This window comes from Cryobacterium sp. TMS1-13-1 (assembly GCF_004403125.1).
Lineage (GTDB): Bacteria > Actinomycetota > Actinomycetes > Actinomycetales > Microbacteriaceae > Cryobacterium > Cryobacterium levicorallinum.
In genome coordinates this window covers 136,203-151,192 of the sequence record NZ_SOGX01000001.1, presented here as the reverse complement: position 1 = coordinate 151,192, position 14,990 = coordinate 136,203, and the positions used below count along the sequence as shown (strand labels likewise).

Sequence of the window (14,990 nt, the reverse complement as noted above, 5' to 3'; positions counted from 1 at the left end):
GGAGGTTTCATGCGCGCCCTGATCGTCTACGAATCGATGTACGGCAACACCCGTCTCATCGCCGAGACGATCGGGCGCGGCCTGGCTCCGGCCGAGGTGATCCTCGTGCCGACGAGTCAGGCCGCCGGGGTGGACCTGACGCAGGTCGACCTGCTCTTGGTCGGCGGCCCGACCCACGTACACGGCCTGAGCCGGCCAAGCACCGACAGGGCGCGATCGATGCCGCCGTCACGCCCCAGCGCATCCTCCATCTTGAAGCGGATGCCGCCGGCAGAGGCGTGCGGGAATGGCTCGGCTCCCTGCCCGATCTGGCTGCGCCCCAATCACGGCGTGTCCCGAAATCTACCGGCGTTGCGTACCGTGCTGAGCGGATGTCGTCGCTGATCTCGTGACTTTCGGCCCTACTTGGGGATGATCGCCGTGGCTAACCTGAAAAGTAGAAGTCGGCGACGGTCACCCGAGAATTCACTCGCGGCCCAGCACCGCAGAAAGGGTTGGACTCATGACTGACACGCTCACTACCGCCAAGATGGTGGTTGCCTGGGACGGAACGGAGCCGGCCAAAGCGGCCCTGAACTGGTCGCTGGCCCGTGCAACCGGCGGGGACCTCACGCTGGTGCAGGTGCTCGATCGCACGGTGTCGTCGGCGGACTATTTCGTGATGGAGTCCACGACAGCACGCGCCCGCGAGGTACTCAGCGATGATGCGGAGCGGGTCAGCGCGAAGTATCCGGCGCTGACGGTGCACTCCGAATTGCTCTCCGGAGACCCGATCGCCGAACTGCGCGCGCTGAGCGGAACGGACACCCTCGTCGTCGTCGGAACCCACCGTCGCCGCGGGTCGACCCTGCGCTACGAATGGTCGATGGGGGCACGCCTGGCCGGTTCGGCCAACGGACCCGTCGCGATCATTCCGGAGGGCGACAGCGCTGTGCCGTTCAACACCGGGCACACCGGCATTGTGGTCGGCGTCGACGGTTCGGCTGCTTCCAACGCCGCCATCGAATTCGCGGCGGCCGAAGCCGAGCGTTCCGGCGAAGACCTCATCGCGATCCATGCCTGGCAGGAACCGCTGGTCTGGCGCGACACGACCGAACCTGACGCCCGGTTTCTGGAGACCCTGGAGACCTCGCACCGGCGCATCCTGGACGAGTCGCTGCGTACCGTCGCCGCCCGCTACCCGATGGTGAACATCCGTCCGTCGCTCGTGCGCGGACCGGCCCAGTCGGTGCTGCTCGACGCAGCCCGCGGGGCTGCGCTGCTGGTCGTCGGCGACCACGGCTTCAAAGGCCTGTCGAAATTGCTGCTCGGCTCCGTGAGTCACTCGATCGTGCTGAACATCCAGTCCCCGATGGTGGTCATCCCGGCCCCGACGGCCTGACCCGCACTGGGCAGCGCCTCGCGGCGCTCGTTCGAGACGCTGGCACCCTTGGGAACGAGTGCCCGCTTACGTCATGAGTGCCGCGAGCTGGCCGCCCGCGGTTAGGGTTTTGGTATGAGCACATTTGCGCTGCCCCCTCGCCGACTGCGCATTTTGGCGACCGGCGTAGCTCTGCTGGGGCTGCTGGCGACCCTGGTCGCCTCTCCGACGCCACCGGTTACCGCAGCCCCGTTGCCGACCGCGGTGACGGAACCCGCTCCGTTCGACCCCGGCCTCATCATCAGCGACTACAACTTCTTCAACCCGGATGCCCTCACCGAGAGCGAGATCCAGGATTTTCTCGAAGACCGCTCCTGCGCCCCGAGTGACGGCGTGCCGTGCCTCTGGGAGTACCGCGAGACGACGACCAGCCAACCGGCCAAGGGCACCGGCCACTGCCTGCCCTATGTTGGCGCCGAGAACGAGACCGCCGCCCGCATCATCGCGAAGATTGCGGCGGCCTGCACGATCAGCCCCGAGGTGCTGCTGGTGCTGCTGCAAAAGGAGCAGTCCCTGCTGACCCGGCCGAGCGAATCGGGCTACCTGCGCGCCACCGGCTACGGCTGCCCGGACACCGCCGACTGCGACGCCCAGTACTTCGGATTCTTCAACCAGGTCTACAACGCGGCCTGGCAGTTTCGGCAGTACACCCAGGAACCCGACCGGGCATTCAAGATCGGCACGGTCGACATGGGTTTCAACCCCAACGCCGAGTGCGGTTCAACCCCAGTCGCCATCGAAAACCAGGCCACGGCTAACCTGTACAACTACACGCCTTACCAGCCCAACCCGGTGGCCGTGCAAAACGCTGGTGACGAGGGCGATGCCTGCTCGACCTACGGCAACCTCAATTTCTGGCTGTTCTTCAGTGACTGGTTTGGTGAATCCACGTTCGAACCGTTCTCACTCATGTTCGACGAGTGCTTGAACTTCGTCGGCGGCCAGAACTGCCGCGTGCCGTCGCTGATCCCCGTCGGCCCGGCCGCCTGACCCGGGCGCCTTACCCGGGCGCCCGAGCGAGCCGCCCGAGGGTTCCGTTCAGCAAGCGCTCGAATCGAGCGGCCAGATGAGCGGCTGAGGCGTTACGCCCGATCGCTCGCCGTGTACACCCACGGAACCTGGCCGATCTCCAGCCGATGCCGGCCCCCTTCCTGCTCGATGTGGGCCTGGTCGTCGTAGGCCACATCGCCCGCCCAGAACAGCACTTGCCCACGCTCGCTCGCTCCGAGTCGGGTCTCGTAGTGCGCCAACCCACGCCCGGTGAAATGCGCCACGATCGCGGCCACCGACTCGAACCCCTGCAGCCCGTGCAGCGTCACCCAGGTCGGTGCCACGAGCGTCATCACAGCGGATGCGTGCCGCGCCAGCGCGATCGCGGGCCGAAGCCAGGCGTAGTCGATGACCTCATCTTCGGCGAGCACAATGATGCCGGCCGGTGCCGCCGTGAGGTAAAACCAGGTGCGCATGCGCTTCGGCGCGATCGGGGGCGGAATCCACAGCGCGGTCGAGACGAGCGCATCCGGCGATACCTCAAGCCCGGTCTCCTCCCGCACCTCGCGCACGGCGGCCCTGCGGGCGGCGAGCTGTTCGACGACCTCGGCTGCCACCGGGGCGATAGGGTCGTCCGAGTCAGCAGAATCACCAGCATCCGCGCCGACGATCATAGCCTCGGCACCCTCGGCGGCGGTCGCTGCGCTGCCACCCGACGCCGCGACATCCGCGGCATCCGCTAGTAATCGGTCTTCCGGATCAACGCCACCACCGGGAAACACCCAGGCACCGGCAAACGACCCGCGATGGCGCGGACGTTCGAGCAGCAACACCTCGGGCCCCTCGGCACCGTCGCGCAGCAACACCACCGTCGCGGCCACCCCGAGAGGCGCAGCCGGGCTCGCACCATCCCCGATCGGAACCGGGCCGGTCTGTGCATCTCGCGTCATCGCGTCGTCCTCATCGATCGGGTTCCCCCCACCCTAACGCCGACCCCCGACATCGGCACCGGCACCGGCACCGACACCGACACTAAGCTGCGAGCTATGCCCGACCACGACGCACAACCGCAGCGCACGAGCCCATTCACCCGCAGCCTGCTCGCTCCGAACGCGGGGCCGATGACCCTCGACGGCACCAATTCGTACCTCATTGCCGCGCCCGGCACGACCGACATCGTCGTGGTTGACCCCGGTCCCCTCGACGATGGCCACCTCGCTGCCCTCGCCGCGGCTGGGCGGGTCACACTCGTGCTCGTGACCCATCGGCACGCCGACCACACGGCCGCGAGCGCACAGTTCGCCGAACTGACCGGAGCCCCGGTGCGGGCGTTCGATCCGGCGTATTGCCTGGGCGGCGACCCCCTCGTCGACGGTGAACTGATCGAGGCTGGCGGCACCAGCATCCACATCGTGCACACCCCCGGGCACACCGACGATTCCGTCTGCCTGCACCTGCCGGACGACGGCCCGACCGGCTCGGTGCTCACCGGCGACACCATCCTCGGCCGAGGAACCTCCATCATCGACGGCACCCTCGCCGACTACCTCGCCTCACTCGAATGTCTGCGCGCGCTCGGCCCGGCCATTGTGCTGCCGGCCCACGGCCCGGTGCTGCCCGACCTCGCCGCCAGCTGCGACACCTACCTCGCCCACCGGCGCGAGCGTCTCGACCAGGTGCGTGCCGCCCTGCGAGAGCTCGGCGACGATGCGAGCACGGCTCAGGTTACCGACGTGGTCTACGCCCAAACGGATGCCGCGGTGCGGTTCGCCGCCGAGGCATCCGTTCGCGCGCAGCTGGCCTACCTGCGCGGCAGCAGCTGACCCGCGAAGCTACTTGCCGGGCTTCTTTTTCTCCAGATGGCTGGCCCTCAGGGCGCGGGCTCTTGCCGCGGCGGTATCCGCTGCAGCGCTGAACCGTGCGTTCCGCGCGCCCGAGCTTGCTGCTCGCGCAACCTTGTTGCTCTGTTTGGGATTTTGGGCCATGGTGCATTCTCCAATCACCGAAGTTCCGGGAGATGACTTCTTGTTCAACCCGAGCTCCCCACCATATCGGCCCGAAGTGCGCGGCGAGTGTGTGGCGCGCACGCGCCGTGCGTGACCGGTCAAGTTTCGGCCCAGTATCCGCTGACGAGGTCAACCCAACGTGCACACGCAAGTCTGGGCCATGGCCGAAAACACAACACAGCCCACCGACTCCTCCGTCGAGGATTTCCGCGACGCGACGACGGCAAGACCCTCAACGCCCAGCTGCGCCCGAAAACACGCTCCGCGCGAGTGGATGCCGCCGCATGCGCCCGCGCCGCGGCATCCACTCGCGCGCAGCTGGCCCAGCCTGCAGTGTGTGCGCAGAGCACACACACTCCCGCCCATCGCCGCCAGCCACCCCTCCTTTGACTTTACGTGGTAAACAGACCGAGCGGTATGGTTCTTGTACTGCTGCAAAGCGGCGTTCACCCCCAGTCGGCCACAGCAATGCGGTACCTTATGGGGAAACGGGCATCGTCGCCATCATGTTAAAAGGGGAAATTCATGCGCCAACGCTCGCTGCTCACGGCCATCGCCGCTACTACACTGCTCTCATTGACGCTCGCTGGGTGCAGCTCTGACCAGGCGGGAGCCAAGCTCGACCCGGCCGAGAGCCCGCTGACCAAGTACATGTCGGTGATGAACGAGGGCTACGACGAAGACTCCATGTTGGCGCAGCAGAACGAGCAGGAAGAACTGACTGCGACCTGCATGGCTGACGAGGGCTTCGACTACGTTCCGGTCGACAACTCGCAGTACAGCGGCATGATGAGCGCCGACGACGGCGAAGAATATGGCACCGAGAAGTGGGTCGCCGAAAACGGTTACGGCATGAGCCAATCGCCGGAGCAGATCGCCGAACAGCAGGAGCAGAGCCAAGAGTTCGTCGACCCGAACCAGGATTACGTCACGAGCCTTTCCGAGGGCGAGCAGGCCGCCTACTATGAGGTGCTCTATGGCGTTACGCCCACCGAGGAAGAGATGGGCGAGGACGGTTCTTACGAGTACAACTGGGAGACGTCGGGCTGCCAGGGTTTCGCCAGTCACGAGATCAACGGCGACCAGCCCTCACAGGACGAACATGCAGCCCTCTATGAAGCGATGAGCGCCATGTACGAAGCAGCCCAGTCCTCCCCCACGCTCGTGAAACTCGATTCCGAGTGGGCAGCGTGCATGGCCGACGCCGGCTATGCAACCTTCACCAAGAAGGCGGACGCGCAGGAGTCGATTTCGACCGCGCAGAGCGAGCTCTACGAAAACCAGACCGGCGCCGGCCCCGATGAGGCGGTGCTCGCCGAGATGCGCGACAAGGAACTCACCGTCGCCATGGCCGACTTCACCTGCGCCGAAGAGATTGACTACACCGAAGCATCGACGAACGTGCAGTTCGACCTCGAAGAGCAGTTCATCATTGATCACAAGTCCGAGCTGGACGCGCTCATCGCAGACACCGAGCAAGGCAAGTAGGTGTCGCGCCGGTTCGGTCGACGAACGAGCGCGCCCGACGAGTTGGCGCCCGCCGCCGAATCGGTCGCGCCGAAACCCCACTCACGCAGCCAGGGCTGGCGCCGCCTGTTCGTCGGCAACCGGGTGATCTGGGTCATGGCCACCGTCGCCATCGTCGCCCTCGTGGCCGGCCTCGGACTCGGCCAGCTGATCGTCTCGCCCGGGCAGGCGGCAGCGGATGCCGATGCTCCCGCCGCCGGACTCATCACCGTTCCCATAGAAAACCGCACGCTCGCCAACGACGTCACCATGCGCGGCGACGCGACCTACGCCGACTCAGTCGAAGTGAGCATCGAAACCGGCGAACTCGCCGGGCCGCCCATCGTCACCGGGCAGGTGCCCGAGGTCGCCGCAATCTTCGACACCGCGTCGATCGCGCTCGAGGTCACCGGCCGCCCGGTGATCGTGTTGCCGGGCGACCTGCCGGTCTACCGCACCCTGCGGGTCGGAGTGTCCGGCCCCGACGTGCTGCAGCTCAAGCAGGGTTTGAGCGTGGCCGGAATCGATGCCGGTGCGCTCGACTCCGATGTGTTCGACGCCCAGACCGCGAGCGCGGTCACCGCGCTCTACGCCAAGGTCGGCTACCCGGCCCCCATCGGCGGCTCCGAGGTCAAGAGCGCGGTGAGCGGCGCCGAAGCCGGAGTCTCGAGCGCGCAGGCATCCGTTGACAGCGCCAATAACGCACTCGCCACCGCTCAGGGCGCGGCATCCAACGTCGACGTGGTTGAGCAGGGCAACCTTGTGCGCAGCGCCGAGCGGGCGCTCGCTTCTGCCCGGGCCGACGGCACCCCCAATGAGATAGCGGATGCCGCCGAGGCCGTCACCCTGGCCGTCGCGCGCCGAGTCCAGGCCCTAGCCCCGCGGGACTCGAGCGCGGAGACGGCCGCCGTTAACGCGGCCAAGGCCGAGCTGACCCGCGCCGGGGAGACCCTGAGCGACGCGCGCGACGGTGCGCTGGCCTACCTGCCCGCCGGCGAAGTGCTCTACCTGCCGGGACTGCCCCGCCGGGTCGACGAGATCAGCGTGAAACGCGGATCGAGCATCACCGGACCAGTCATGCGGGTTTCGGGCGCGACCCTGGTCATCTCCGGATCGGCGACCGCCAGCGACGCCGCCCTGCTTGAAGTCGGGGCCCCGGCCATTCTCGCCATGCCCGACGGCGACCAGGGCGCCACGATCACCTCGATCCTCCCCGCCGAACCGGCCAGCGGCGCAGCAACGAGTGGCGAGGCAGCGAGCGACCGCTTCACCGTTCTGTTCGCCCCCGACGCGCTGACCGACGAGCAGATCCAGGCCGTGCAGGGCAGTAACGTGCGCGTGCGCATCCCGGTCAGTTCGACCGAGGGCGAGGTGCTCGCCGTTCCGCTCGCCGCGCTCACCGCCGGTCCCGGCGGCGAATCCCGGGTCGAATTCGACCCCGGCGACGGCGCGGAAACCGTGCTGGTCGAGGTCACCACCGGCCTCGCCGCCGAAGGATTCGTCGAGATCACCGCCGTCGACGGCTCGCTGGCGGTCGGGGACCTCGTCGTGGTGGGCCGGTGATGACAGCACCGGTCGTCGAACTGGTCAACGTCACGAGGTCGTTTCCCGGACCGCCCGAGGTGCAGGCGCTCAAATCGGTCAACCTCACGGTTGAACGCGGCGACTACCTGTCGATCGTCGGCCCGAGCGGATCCGGCAAGTCCACCATGCTCAACCTACTCGGACTGCTCGACCGGCCGAGCGTCGGCGAATACCACCTCGCCGGCACCTCTACCAGCCTGCTCGACGAAAAGCAGCGCGCGATCGTGCGCGGCGGCACCATCGGCTTCGTCTTTCAGGCCTTCCACCTGCTGCCGCACCGCACCGTGCTCGACAACGTACTGCTGGCCACGCTGTACAGCGGAGTGCCGCGCGCCGAGCGCGAGGACCGCGCCCGCGCCGCCCTCGACCGGGTAGGGCTCAATCATCGGCTGGACTTTCTGCCCGGCACCCTCTCCGGCGGCGAGCGCCAGCGGGTCGCCGTCGCGCGTGCCGTGGTCGCGTCGCCCGAGCTGCTGCTCGCCGACGAACCCACCGGAAATCTTGACGAGACCACCGGCAGCGAGGTCATGGACCTGTTCGAAGAGCTGCACGCCGACGGCCTCACCCTCATCGTGATCACCCACGACCAGGCCGTGAGCGATCGTGCCGACCGCCGCGTGCGCATCACCGACGGTCGTCTGAGCGAGCTGTCATGACGTTCTCCTTTAAGCGGATGCGGCGGCTCGGCACCGCGAACACCGCTGCGGTCGACGAGGCGGTCGCCGCGCCCCGCGGTGACTCTGAATCGCTGAACGACGATGCCGCTGAGCTGACGGCCTCAGCGCCCAGAGCCGTCGCAATGCCAGCCGGTGCAGAATCGGCCGCCACTGAATCCTCCGCCGCAGCATCCGCTCACCCAGCCACCACCGACGAACAGGCCACCGAGCCGGCGAGCCCCACCGGCCCACCCAGCGTCGTGCCGGTCATTCGCCGGGCCGACCGGTTTTCGGTGCAGGACCTGATGGTCGAGGCGAGTTACGGCGTCGGCGCCCGGCCTAGCCGGCTCGTCATGACGACCCTCGGCACCGTGCTCGGCATCGCCTCGCTCGTGGTCACCATTGGTTTCGCGCAGACGGCTGCCGGGCAGATCTCCAACCAGTTCGACGCGGTCTCGGCGACCCAGATCATGATCGCGCCGGCCTCGACCCGCAATTCGAGCGGCGCTGAGCGGGCCACCGGCCGGCTCCCCTGGGATGCCCCGGAGCGGGTCGATCGGCTGGCCGGGGTCGAACGCGCGGGTCTCGTGGCGGATGTTGATGTTGCCGGCCAGGCCGTGACATCCGTTCCGGTCAATGATCCTTCGGCCGCGCAAACACTGAGCCCCGCCGTCATCGCCGCCTCATCTGGACTGCTCGCCGCGGTCCGCGGGCAGGTCGTCACCGGACGCTTCTTCGACGCCGGCCACGACGAGCGCGGCGACCGGGTGGCCGTGCTCGGGGAGCGGGCCGCCGACACGCTCGGCATCAACCGGGTCGACAGCCAGCCGTCGATCTTCATTGGTGAGGTGTCGTACACCGTCATCGGCATCATCGACGGCGTCGAACGTCGCGCCAACCTGCTCGACGCCGTCATCGTGCCGCTGAACACCGCGCGGGTTCAGTTCGGCCTGACCGCCCCGGCCGAACTGCACGTGCAGATTGAGGTCGGTGCCGGCACTCTGGTGTCGCGGCAGGCGCCGATCGCACTCGACCCGAGCGCTCCGGAGAATTTCACGGTGCAGGCGCCCGCCGCGGCGTCATCGCTGCAGGACAACATTCAGGCCGACATCAACATCGTCTTTCTCACCCTCGGCATTCTTGCGCTGCTCGCCGGCGGCCTCGGCATCGCCAACGTCACCCTGCTCTCGGTAATGGAGCGGGTCGGCGAGATCGGCCTGCGCCGGGCGCTCGGCGCGACCCGGCGCGACATTGCCCGGCAGTTCATCGTAGAGTCGGCCGTGATCGGCCTGCTCGGCGGGTTGATCGGCTCGGCCCTCGGGGTCTTCGCGGTCGTCGCCGTCTCATTGCTGCAGGGCTGGACCCCGATTCTCGACCCGTTCGTCGCGATCGGGGCCGCCCTGCTCGGAACGGTCGTCGGCCTCGCAGCCGGCGCCTATCCCGCGATGCGCGCCTCCAACATCGAGCCGATCACCGCCCTTCGCGGCGGCACCTAGGCCGCCACACACAGGTTTTCCGGGTTCGAACGGCTAAACTCGCCGTCTACGGGGTGGGGACTGGATCCATGAAACAACCGGGCGTGTTTCTCAGCCTCGTGACGGCAGTCATTGTAACGACCAGCGTCGTCACGAGTTCGGCCGCCGCCGTCGACGATTACCCGACCTGGGAGCAGGTGGAAGCCGCCAAGAGCAGCGTCGCCGCCACTCTCGCCGAGGTGGCCGCGATCGAACTCGCGCTCGACGAGTTGCAGACCCGCACCGCCACCCTCGGCGACGACGCCGTAGCGCTCGGCGCCGCCCATGAACAAACACAGGCGGATTACGGCGCAGCTGCAGCCCAGCAGACGGTGCTCTCCGTTCAAGCGGATGCCGCATCCGCTCGCTCTGTCGACAGCAGCACCCGACTGGGCGCGTTGGGGGCCCAGCTTTACCGCGCCGCAGGCACCGATTTGAGTCTGGGCGCCTTCTTCGACAGCACGCACTCCGACGACCTGCTGTTTCGGCTCGGCACGATGGAGCGACTCACGGAGCAGGCGGGGCGGCTCACCGCCGAGGCTGATGCCGAACGCAACTCGGCCGAGGCACTCATCGCGCAAGCCGAAGCGATGACCACGGAGCGCGACCGATTGCAGGCCGCAGCACTGGCCGGGCTGACGGCTGCGCGCACGGCCCAGCAGGCAGCCGACGCGGAGGTCGTCGTAAAGCAGTCCGCGAGCGCGGTGCTCTATGCCCAGCTCGCGTCGCTGAAGAACTCATCCGCCGACGTGGAGAGGCAGTATCGAAACGGCGTGGCCGCCCAGCAGCAGTATCTCGAGCAGCAGCGCCAGGCTGAGGCCACCGCGGCGGCTGAGGCGTCCGCGTCATCCGGATCACCCGCGTCGTCGCCCGTACCGCCCGCCGGAGCCGTGGTCGATATAGGCGGCGCGCAGGCGATCGCCGCCACCCAGGTCGCCGCCCGGGGCTGGGACACCGCCGAATTCAACTGCCTGGTTCAGCTCTGGCAACGGGAGTCGGGCTGGCGGGTGAGCGCCTACAACGCGTCCAGCGGCGCCTACGGAATTCCCCAGTCGCTTCCTGGGAGCAAGATGCAGACCGCGGGCAACGACTGGCAGACCAACCCCGCCACCCAGATCACCTGGGGCCTCGGCTACATCGCTTCCCGCTACGGCACCCCCTGTGGCGCCTGGGCACACTCCGAGGAGCACAACTGGTACTGAGCCCGGTGCTGCTACGGCGTCCACCACGGCCGCAACGGCAGATCCCCGGCCGCGCCACCCTCGTGGGGCTTGGTCATTAACACCTGGTGCAACTGGATCCCATTGCGCTCGAAGCCGAGCCTCGAACCCGCCATGTACAGCCCCCACACTTTCGCGGTGGGCAGCCCGACCTCGGCGACGGCCTCGTCCCAGTGCTCGACCAGGTTGGCGCCCCAGTCGCGCAACGTGAACGCGTAGTGCTGGCGCAGGTTTTCCTGGTGCAGCACCTCGAGGCCTGTATCTTGCGCTTCGCTGATGATCCGGCCCGAGCCGGTGAGCTCCCCATCGGGGAAGACATAACGATCGATGAACCCGCGAGTCTCTGGTACGGTCTGATTCTCCGGCCGGGTGATGCAGTGATTGAGCAGCAAGCCGCCGGGGCGCAGCCTGTCCTGCAGAAAGCGGAAGTACGACGCATAGTTGCGCACGCCGATGTGCTCGAGCAGCCCGATAGACGATATCGCATCAAAGCCGGTTTCCGTGACGTCGCGGTAGTCGCCGAAGCGAACCTCCGCCAGATCGCTCAAGCCGTCCTCGGCGACGGCCCGCTGCGCCCACGCGGTCTGCTCGATCGAGAGCGTAACGCCGGTGGCGCGCACACCGCGCCGGGCGGCGTAGCGCACCATGCCGCCCCAACCGCACCCGATGTCGAGTAGCCGGTCGCCCGGCCTCAGCCGCAGCTTCTCAAACACGAGTCGGTATTTGTTCTCCTGCGCCTCGTCCAGGGATGCGTCGCCGCGCGGGTAGCAGGCGCAGGTGTAGGTCATCGACGGCCCAAGCACCCACTCGTAGAACCTGTTCGAGACGTCGTAGTGGTGGTGGATCGCGTCGGCGTCACGAGTCTTGCTGTGTCGTAGCCCTCCCGCAACGCGGCGCCAGCGGGGTTCCGCCTCCTCCGGCGGCGGCTCGATCGGACGCAGCTGCCTGATTCCAATAGAGCGGATGATGTCCACCATCAGCCGCGCCGGTGGCCGGGTGAAAACCAGACTCTCGGAGAGTGCCTTGAGTAGTTCGTACGGGTCCCCAGGGTGCACCCCGCGGAGGTCGAGGTCGCCGGCGATATAGGCGCGGGCCAGTCCGAGGTCGCCACGGCCCGTGGCGAGATAGTGGGTGCCGCGCGGCGTCAACAGATCCAGCCCGAGCGGAGCGTCCGGGGGTCCGGCCGAACTCCCGTCGTAGGCGGTGAACCGCACCGGAAGGCGTCCGCCGGCCAGAATCTCCAGGACCTGCGCGATGGTGAACGTGCCGGCCGAAGCATCCATTTTACGATCTTTGAACGTGGTCATTGTCGTTGCACCGCCTTCGCATAGATGTCCAGGAGACGTGAATCGGGGTCGTAGCGTTTTTTCGCGGCCCGGTAGGCTTGCCCGCCGTAGAGTTCGTCGAAGTCTTCACGGGAGTAAAACGAGTCGGAGTACAGCGACTTGTGCCCGTCAAGCTCGCCGACCTTGCGTTCGATGCGCCGGTTGGTCTCCCCCTCGATCGACCCGACCGGCACCGTCGACCAGAACCCGACGTTGACGTAGCTCTGCCGGGGTCGCATCGGGTAGAGCGGCCAGCGGTCATCGCCCCGCAAGCGCAGCGGGCACAGCCAGATCGGTGCAATCGACACCGTGTCGAGGAACCAGTCCAGAAATTCCGCGCACCGCTCCAGAGGCACCTCAACGTCTTGCACCACTCGCTCGCGGGGCGGCCTGCCGTGCAGTTTCTCGATTGCGTCGCCGATCTGAAACCGCCGTTCGAGCCGCATCAGGGTTCCGTAAAAGCTGCTGCGCCGGTACCGCCCGGGCCAGACCCGGCGAATAAGCGGATGCTGCGCGCCGAACGCCTCGGAGCACCAGAACCAGTCGGTGTCCCAGCGCCAGAGGTAGCCGTGAATCGTGAGGCGGTCCGTTGTCACACCGCGCTCGTGCCGGATGGAGCGGTAGTAAATCTGTTGGCCGGTGTAATCGCTGACGGGGCCGGGCTCGCTGGTCTGCCGGCCCACGCAGAGGTAGCTTTCGTCGGCGCTGAACACGACACCGTCGAGATAATCGACGGCGACACCGTCGAGGCTGCCGGTCAGCAGGATGCCGTTGATCGCCGCGACCAGGTCGACGAGCGCGTGGAACCGCACGTGCGTGAGATTGACGAAGGGCTGGACAGGTTCGAGTTCGATGCGCAGCCGTACCGCATAGCCCAGAGTTCCGTAGGAGTTGGGGAAGGCATGGTACAGCTCGGGGTTCTCGCGGCGCGATGCGGTGAGCAGTTCTCCGGCGCCGGTGAGGATGTCCAGTTCCAGCACGGATTCGTGGGGCAGGCCGTTGCGGAACGACGTCGACTCGATGCCGAGGCCGGTGACCGCGCCGCCGAGGGTGATGGTCTTCAACTGCGGCACGACCAGCGGCGCCAACCCGTAGCGCAGCGTCTCTGTGACGAGGTTTTCGTAGGTGCACATGCCGGCCACGTCGGCCGTTCGCCCCTCCGTATCAACGGCAATGACGCCGGTCAGGCCGGACGGGTCGAGGCCGGCGACCCGGGCTTTGGTCCGGGTCCGGAACAGATTCGAGGTGGACTTCGCCAATCGAATCGGGGCCGCCACTGGGACGGCTCGATAGCTCGCGAGTAGGCGCTGCACGCCGGCGGCGTGAGCGCTCCGGGCGTCGAGCACAACAGCGGGCACGCCCTCACGTTAGTCCCCGGTGAAGCGATCACACCAGTGCTCGTTGCCACCGATACCGCCCGCGTTCTGGCAAGCTCAGGCCAGGACCACGACGATCGGCACGCCGGCCGGCACACCAGATCGGCCAGCAATCTTCTTCGCCAGGCTCGACGAGTTTCGCGCAGCCGACGCGGCGCGAACCAGACCACCGCGACGGAACTTTGGATGGGCCTCTACAAAAAGCACGTGCCTGACCGCGGGCTCACCTGGGAGCAGGCCGTTCCCGAAGCCCTGTGCTTCGGCTGGATCGATTCGGTGGCCCAGCGCATCGATGAGGATTCGCGGCGCCAGCGATGGACACCGCGCAAGCCCGCAAGCACCTGGTCGAGTGTCAACATCGCTTTGATCGAGAAGCTCACCGCAGAGGGACGGATGCACAAGGCCGGCATCGCCGCGTTCGAGCGTCGGCGTGTAGACAGATCGGGGGCGTATTCCCACGAGAATCCCGACCGGGAGCTGCCTCCCGAGGCGGCGGCGCGGCTGGCGGCGAACCCCGCTGCATCCGCTTTCTGGGAGGCAGCCACAGCGACGTACCGCCGCGAGGTCACCCACTGGGCGCTCACCGCAAAGCCGGAGACCACCCGCGAGCGGCGGCTCGCTCAGCTGATCGACGACAGCGCAGCGGGACGGTTGGTTCCCTTCCAGCGCTATGGCGACGTGCCGAAGTGGGCCGAACGCGCTGCCGACGCGGCGCGAGCGGCCGCATCCGGCCAGTAGAACAAGGAATCATGGGCGGGAGACCGCGGCTGGCATCAGCTTTGAAAGTCCTCCGGGTCGACGTGCTCCAGAAAATCCTTGAATTCGTCGAGCGATTGCTCCCCGTCTGGCGTCTCCTCCACGTCGCGGCCAGGTTCAACCATCGCGGCCGGAATGCCCTCGGCCTCCAACACGTCGTCGGCGACGAAGACCGGCGCTCCGGCGCGCAGCGCGAGTGCGACGGAATCCGAGGGCCTGGCATCGAGCACGAGTGAGCCGGCCGCCATGCCGAGAGTGATTTCGGCGTAGAAAGTGCCTTGGTCGATGCGGGTGACGTCCACTCGCTCGACGTGGGCACCAACGCTGTCGAGCAGCGTATTCATTAGATCGTGCGAAAGCGGCCGCGGCGGCGTCTCACCGCTCAGGGCAATCAGCGTGGAATTCGCCTCCTGCTCCCCCACCACAATCGGCAGCACGTTCCCAACGGTCTGCGCCTCTCCGACCGGTTTCAGAAGGATGATGTGCTGGCCATCGCTGTCGATCGCAACCCCGAGAACGCGTACCTGAACCATGGTGGCTCCCGTCGAATCATCGGGCATGACACCGCCATCATATTCCGGTCGCCGGTCACGCGCCCAGACGCGTCGGGATGAGAGTTTCCGGCACGGGAACGAAA

The 14,990-nt window shown here is 67.3% G+C and carries 14 protein-coding genes; 10 read left to right on the top strand and 4 right to left on the bottom strand.

Going from position 1 to position 14,990, the window contains the following annotated elements; all coding sequences use genetic code 11:
* Nucleotides 1-9: 9 nt before the first annotated feature.
* The 3 genes from E3T31_RS00765 (at nucleotide 10) to E3T31_RS00755 (ending at nucleotide 2,410) form a co-directional block, all read left to right on the top strand.
* Nucleotides 10-384: a flavodoxin domain-containing protein gene (locus E3T31_RS00765; RefSeq protein WP_134467029.1), complete on the top strand. Its 375-nt coding sequence runs from the start codon at nucleotides 10-12 to the stop codon at nucleotides 382-384.
* A 118-nt stretch (nucleotides 385-502) separates the two neighbouring features.
* Nucleotides 503-1,381, top strand: coding sequence for a universal stress protein (locus E3T31_RS00760; protein ID WP_134467028.1), 879 nt, complete (start codon nucleotides 503-505; stop codon nucleotides 1,379-1,381).
* A gap of 114 nt (nucleotides 1,382-1,495) precedes the next feature.
* The gene (locus E3T31_RS00755; RefSeq protein WP_134467027.1) at nucleotides 1,496-2,410 is read left to right on the top strand and encodes a hypothetical protein; all 915 of its coding nucleotides are present in this window, start codon (nucleotides 1,496-1,498) and stop codon (nucleotides 2,408-2,410) included.
* A gap of 92 nt (nucleotides 2,411-2,502) precedes the next feature.
* On the opposite strand, the gene E3T31_RS17570 is transcribed toward E3T31_RS00755, so the two are convergent.
* Nucleotides 2,503-3,360: an NUDIX hydrolase gene (locus E3T31_RS17570; protein WP_166788343.1), complete on the bottom strand. Its 858-nt coding sequence runs from the start codon at nucleotides 3,358-3,360 to the stop codon at nucleotides 2,503-2,505.
* 96 nt (nucleotides 3,361-3,456) lie between these two features.
* Between E3T31_RS17570 and E3T31_RS00745 the strand changes: the two genes are divergently transcribed.
* From E3T31_RS00745 to E3T31_RS17945, 6 genes are all read left to right on the top strand, one after another.
* The gene (locus E3T31_RS00745; RefSeq protein WP_134467026.1) at nucleotides 3,457-4,233 is read left to right on the top strand and encodes an MBL fold metallo-hydrolase; all 777 of its coding nucleotides are present in this window, start codon (nucleotides 3,457-3,459) and stop codon (nucleotides 4,231-4,233) included.
* 708 nt (nucleotides 4,234-4,941) lie between these two features.
* Nucleotides 4,942-5,904, top strand: a complete 963-nt coding sequence (locus tag E3T31_RS00740; RefSeq protein ID WP_134467025.1) for a hypothetical protein — start codon at nucleotides 4,942-4,944, stop codon at nucleotides 5,902-5,904.
* Complete coding sequence (locus E3T31_RS17950; protein WP_241977446.1) at nucleotides 5,905-7,485, top strand: hypothetical protein; 1,581 nt, start codon at nucleotides 5,905-5,907, stop codon at nucleotides 7,483-7,485.
* Complete coding sequence (locus E3T31_RS00735; RefSeq protein ID WP_174844824.1) at nucleotides 7,485-8,162, top strand: ABC transporter ATP-binding protein; 678 nt, start codon at nucleotides 7,485-7,487, stop codon at nucleotides 8,160-8,162. Before E3T31_RS17950 ends, E3T31_RS00735 begins: the two co-directional genes overlap by 1 nt.
* A gap of 305 nt (nucleotides 8,163-8,467) precedes the next feature.
* Entirely contained in the window at nucleotides 8,468-9,658 is a 1,191-nt protein-coding gene (locus E3T31_RS00730) for an ABC transporter permease (RefSeq protein WP_241977455.1), read from the top strand.
* A 68-nt stretch (nucleotides 9,659-9,726) separates the two neighbouring features.
* A complete protein-coding gene (locus tag E3T31_RS17945; RefSeq protein ID WP_174844823.1) occupies nucleotides 9,727-10,878 on the top strand; it encodes a hypothetical protein in 1,152 nt (383 codons plus the stop codon).
* Between the two features lie 11 nt (nucleotides 10,879-10,889).
* Here E3T31_RS17945 and E3T31_RS00720 read toward each other — a convergent pair whose 3' ends face one another.
* Both E3T31_RS00720 and E3T31_RS00715 read right to left on the bottom strand, forming a co-directional pair.
* The gene (locus E3T31_RS00720; RefSeq protein ID WP_241977445.1) at nucleotides 10,890-12,179 is read right to left on the bottom strand and encodes a class I SAM-dependent methyltransferase; all 1,290 of its coding nucleotides are present in this window, start codon (nucleotides 12,177-12,179) and stop codon (nucleotides 10,890-10,892) included.
* Between the two features lie 20 nt (nucleotides 12,180-12,199).
* Nucleotides 12,200-13,579, bottom strand: coding sequence for an FAD-binding oxidoreductase (locus E3T31_RS00715; RefSeq protein ID WP_134467022.1), 1,380 nt, complete (start codon nucleotides 13,577-13,579; stop codon nucleotides 12,200-12,202).
* Nucleotides 13,580-13,783: 204 nt separating this feature from the next.
* On the opposite strand from E3T31_RS00715, the gene E3T31_RS00710 reads away from it, so the two are divergent.
* Complete coding sequence (locus E3T31_RS00710) at nucleotides 13,784-14,335, top strand: YdeI family protein (RefSeq protein ID WP_134467021.1); 552 nt, start codon at nucleotides 13,784-13,786, stop codon at nucleotides 14,333-14,335.
* 35 nt (nucleotides 14,336-14,370) lie between these two features.
* On the opposite strand, the gene E3T31_RS00705 is transcribed toward E3T31_RS00710, so the two are convergent.
* Complete coding sequence (locus tag E3T31_RS00705) at nucleotides 14,371-14,913, bottom strand: bifunctional nuclease family protein (protein ID WP_241977444.1); 543 nt, start codon at nucleotides 14,911-14,913, stop codon at nucleotides 14,371-14,373.
* Nucleotides 14,914-14,990: the final 77 nt, after the last annotated feature.

Coding starts and splice junctions, on each gene's coding strand:
- E3T31_RS00710 (WP_134467021.1), top strand. CDS start 13,784: ATGGGCCTCTACAAAAAGCACGTGCCTGACCGCGGGCTCACCTGGGAG.
- E3T31_RS00745 (WP_134467026.1), top strand. CDS start 3,457: ATGCCCGACCACGACGCACAACCGCAGCGCACGAGCCCATTCACCCGC.
- E3T31_RS00720 (WP_241977445.1), bottom strand. CDS start 12,179: ATGGATGCTTCGGCCGGCACGTTCACCATCGCGCAGGTCCTGGAGATT.
- E3T31_RS00740 (WP_134467025.1), top strand. CDS start 4,942: ATGCGCCAACGCTCGCTGCTCACGGCCATCGCCGCTACTACACTGCTC.
- E3T31_RS00705 (WP_241977444.1), bottom strand. CDS start 14,913: ATGCCCGATGATTCGACGGGAGCCACCATGGTTCAGGTACGCGTTCTC.
- E3T31_RS17570 (WP_166788343.1), bottom strand. CDS start 3,360: ATGACGCGAGATGCACAGACCGGCCCGGTTCCGATCGGGGATGGTGCG.
- E3T31_RS17945 (WP_174844823.1), top strand. CDS start 9,727: ATGAAACAACCGGGCGTGTTTCTCAGCCTCGTGACGGCAGTCATTGTA.
- E3T31_RS00755 (WP_134467027.1), top strand. CDS start 1,496: ATGAGCACATTTGCGCTGCCCCCTCGCCGACTGCGCATTTTGGCGACC.
- E3T31_RS00735 (WP_174844824.1), top strand. CDS start 7,485: ATGACAGCACCGGTCGTCGAACTGGTCAACGTCACGAGGTCGTTTCCC.
- E3T31_RS00730 (WP_241977455.1), top strand. CDS start 8,468: ATGGTCGAGGCGAGTTACGGCGTCGGCGCCCGGCCTAGCCGGCTCGTC.
- E3T31_RS00765 (WP_134467029.1), top strand. CDS start 10: ATGCGCGCCCTGATCGTCTACGAATCGATGTACGGCAACACCCGTCTC.
- E3T31_RS00760 (WP_134467028.1), top strand. CDS start 503: ATGACTGACACGCTCACTACCGCCAAGATGGTGGTTGCCTGGGACGGA.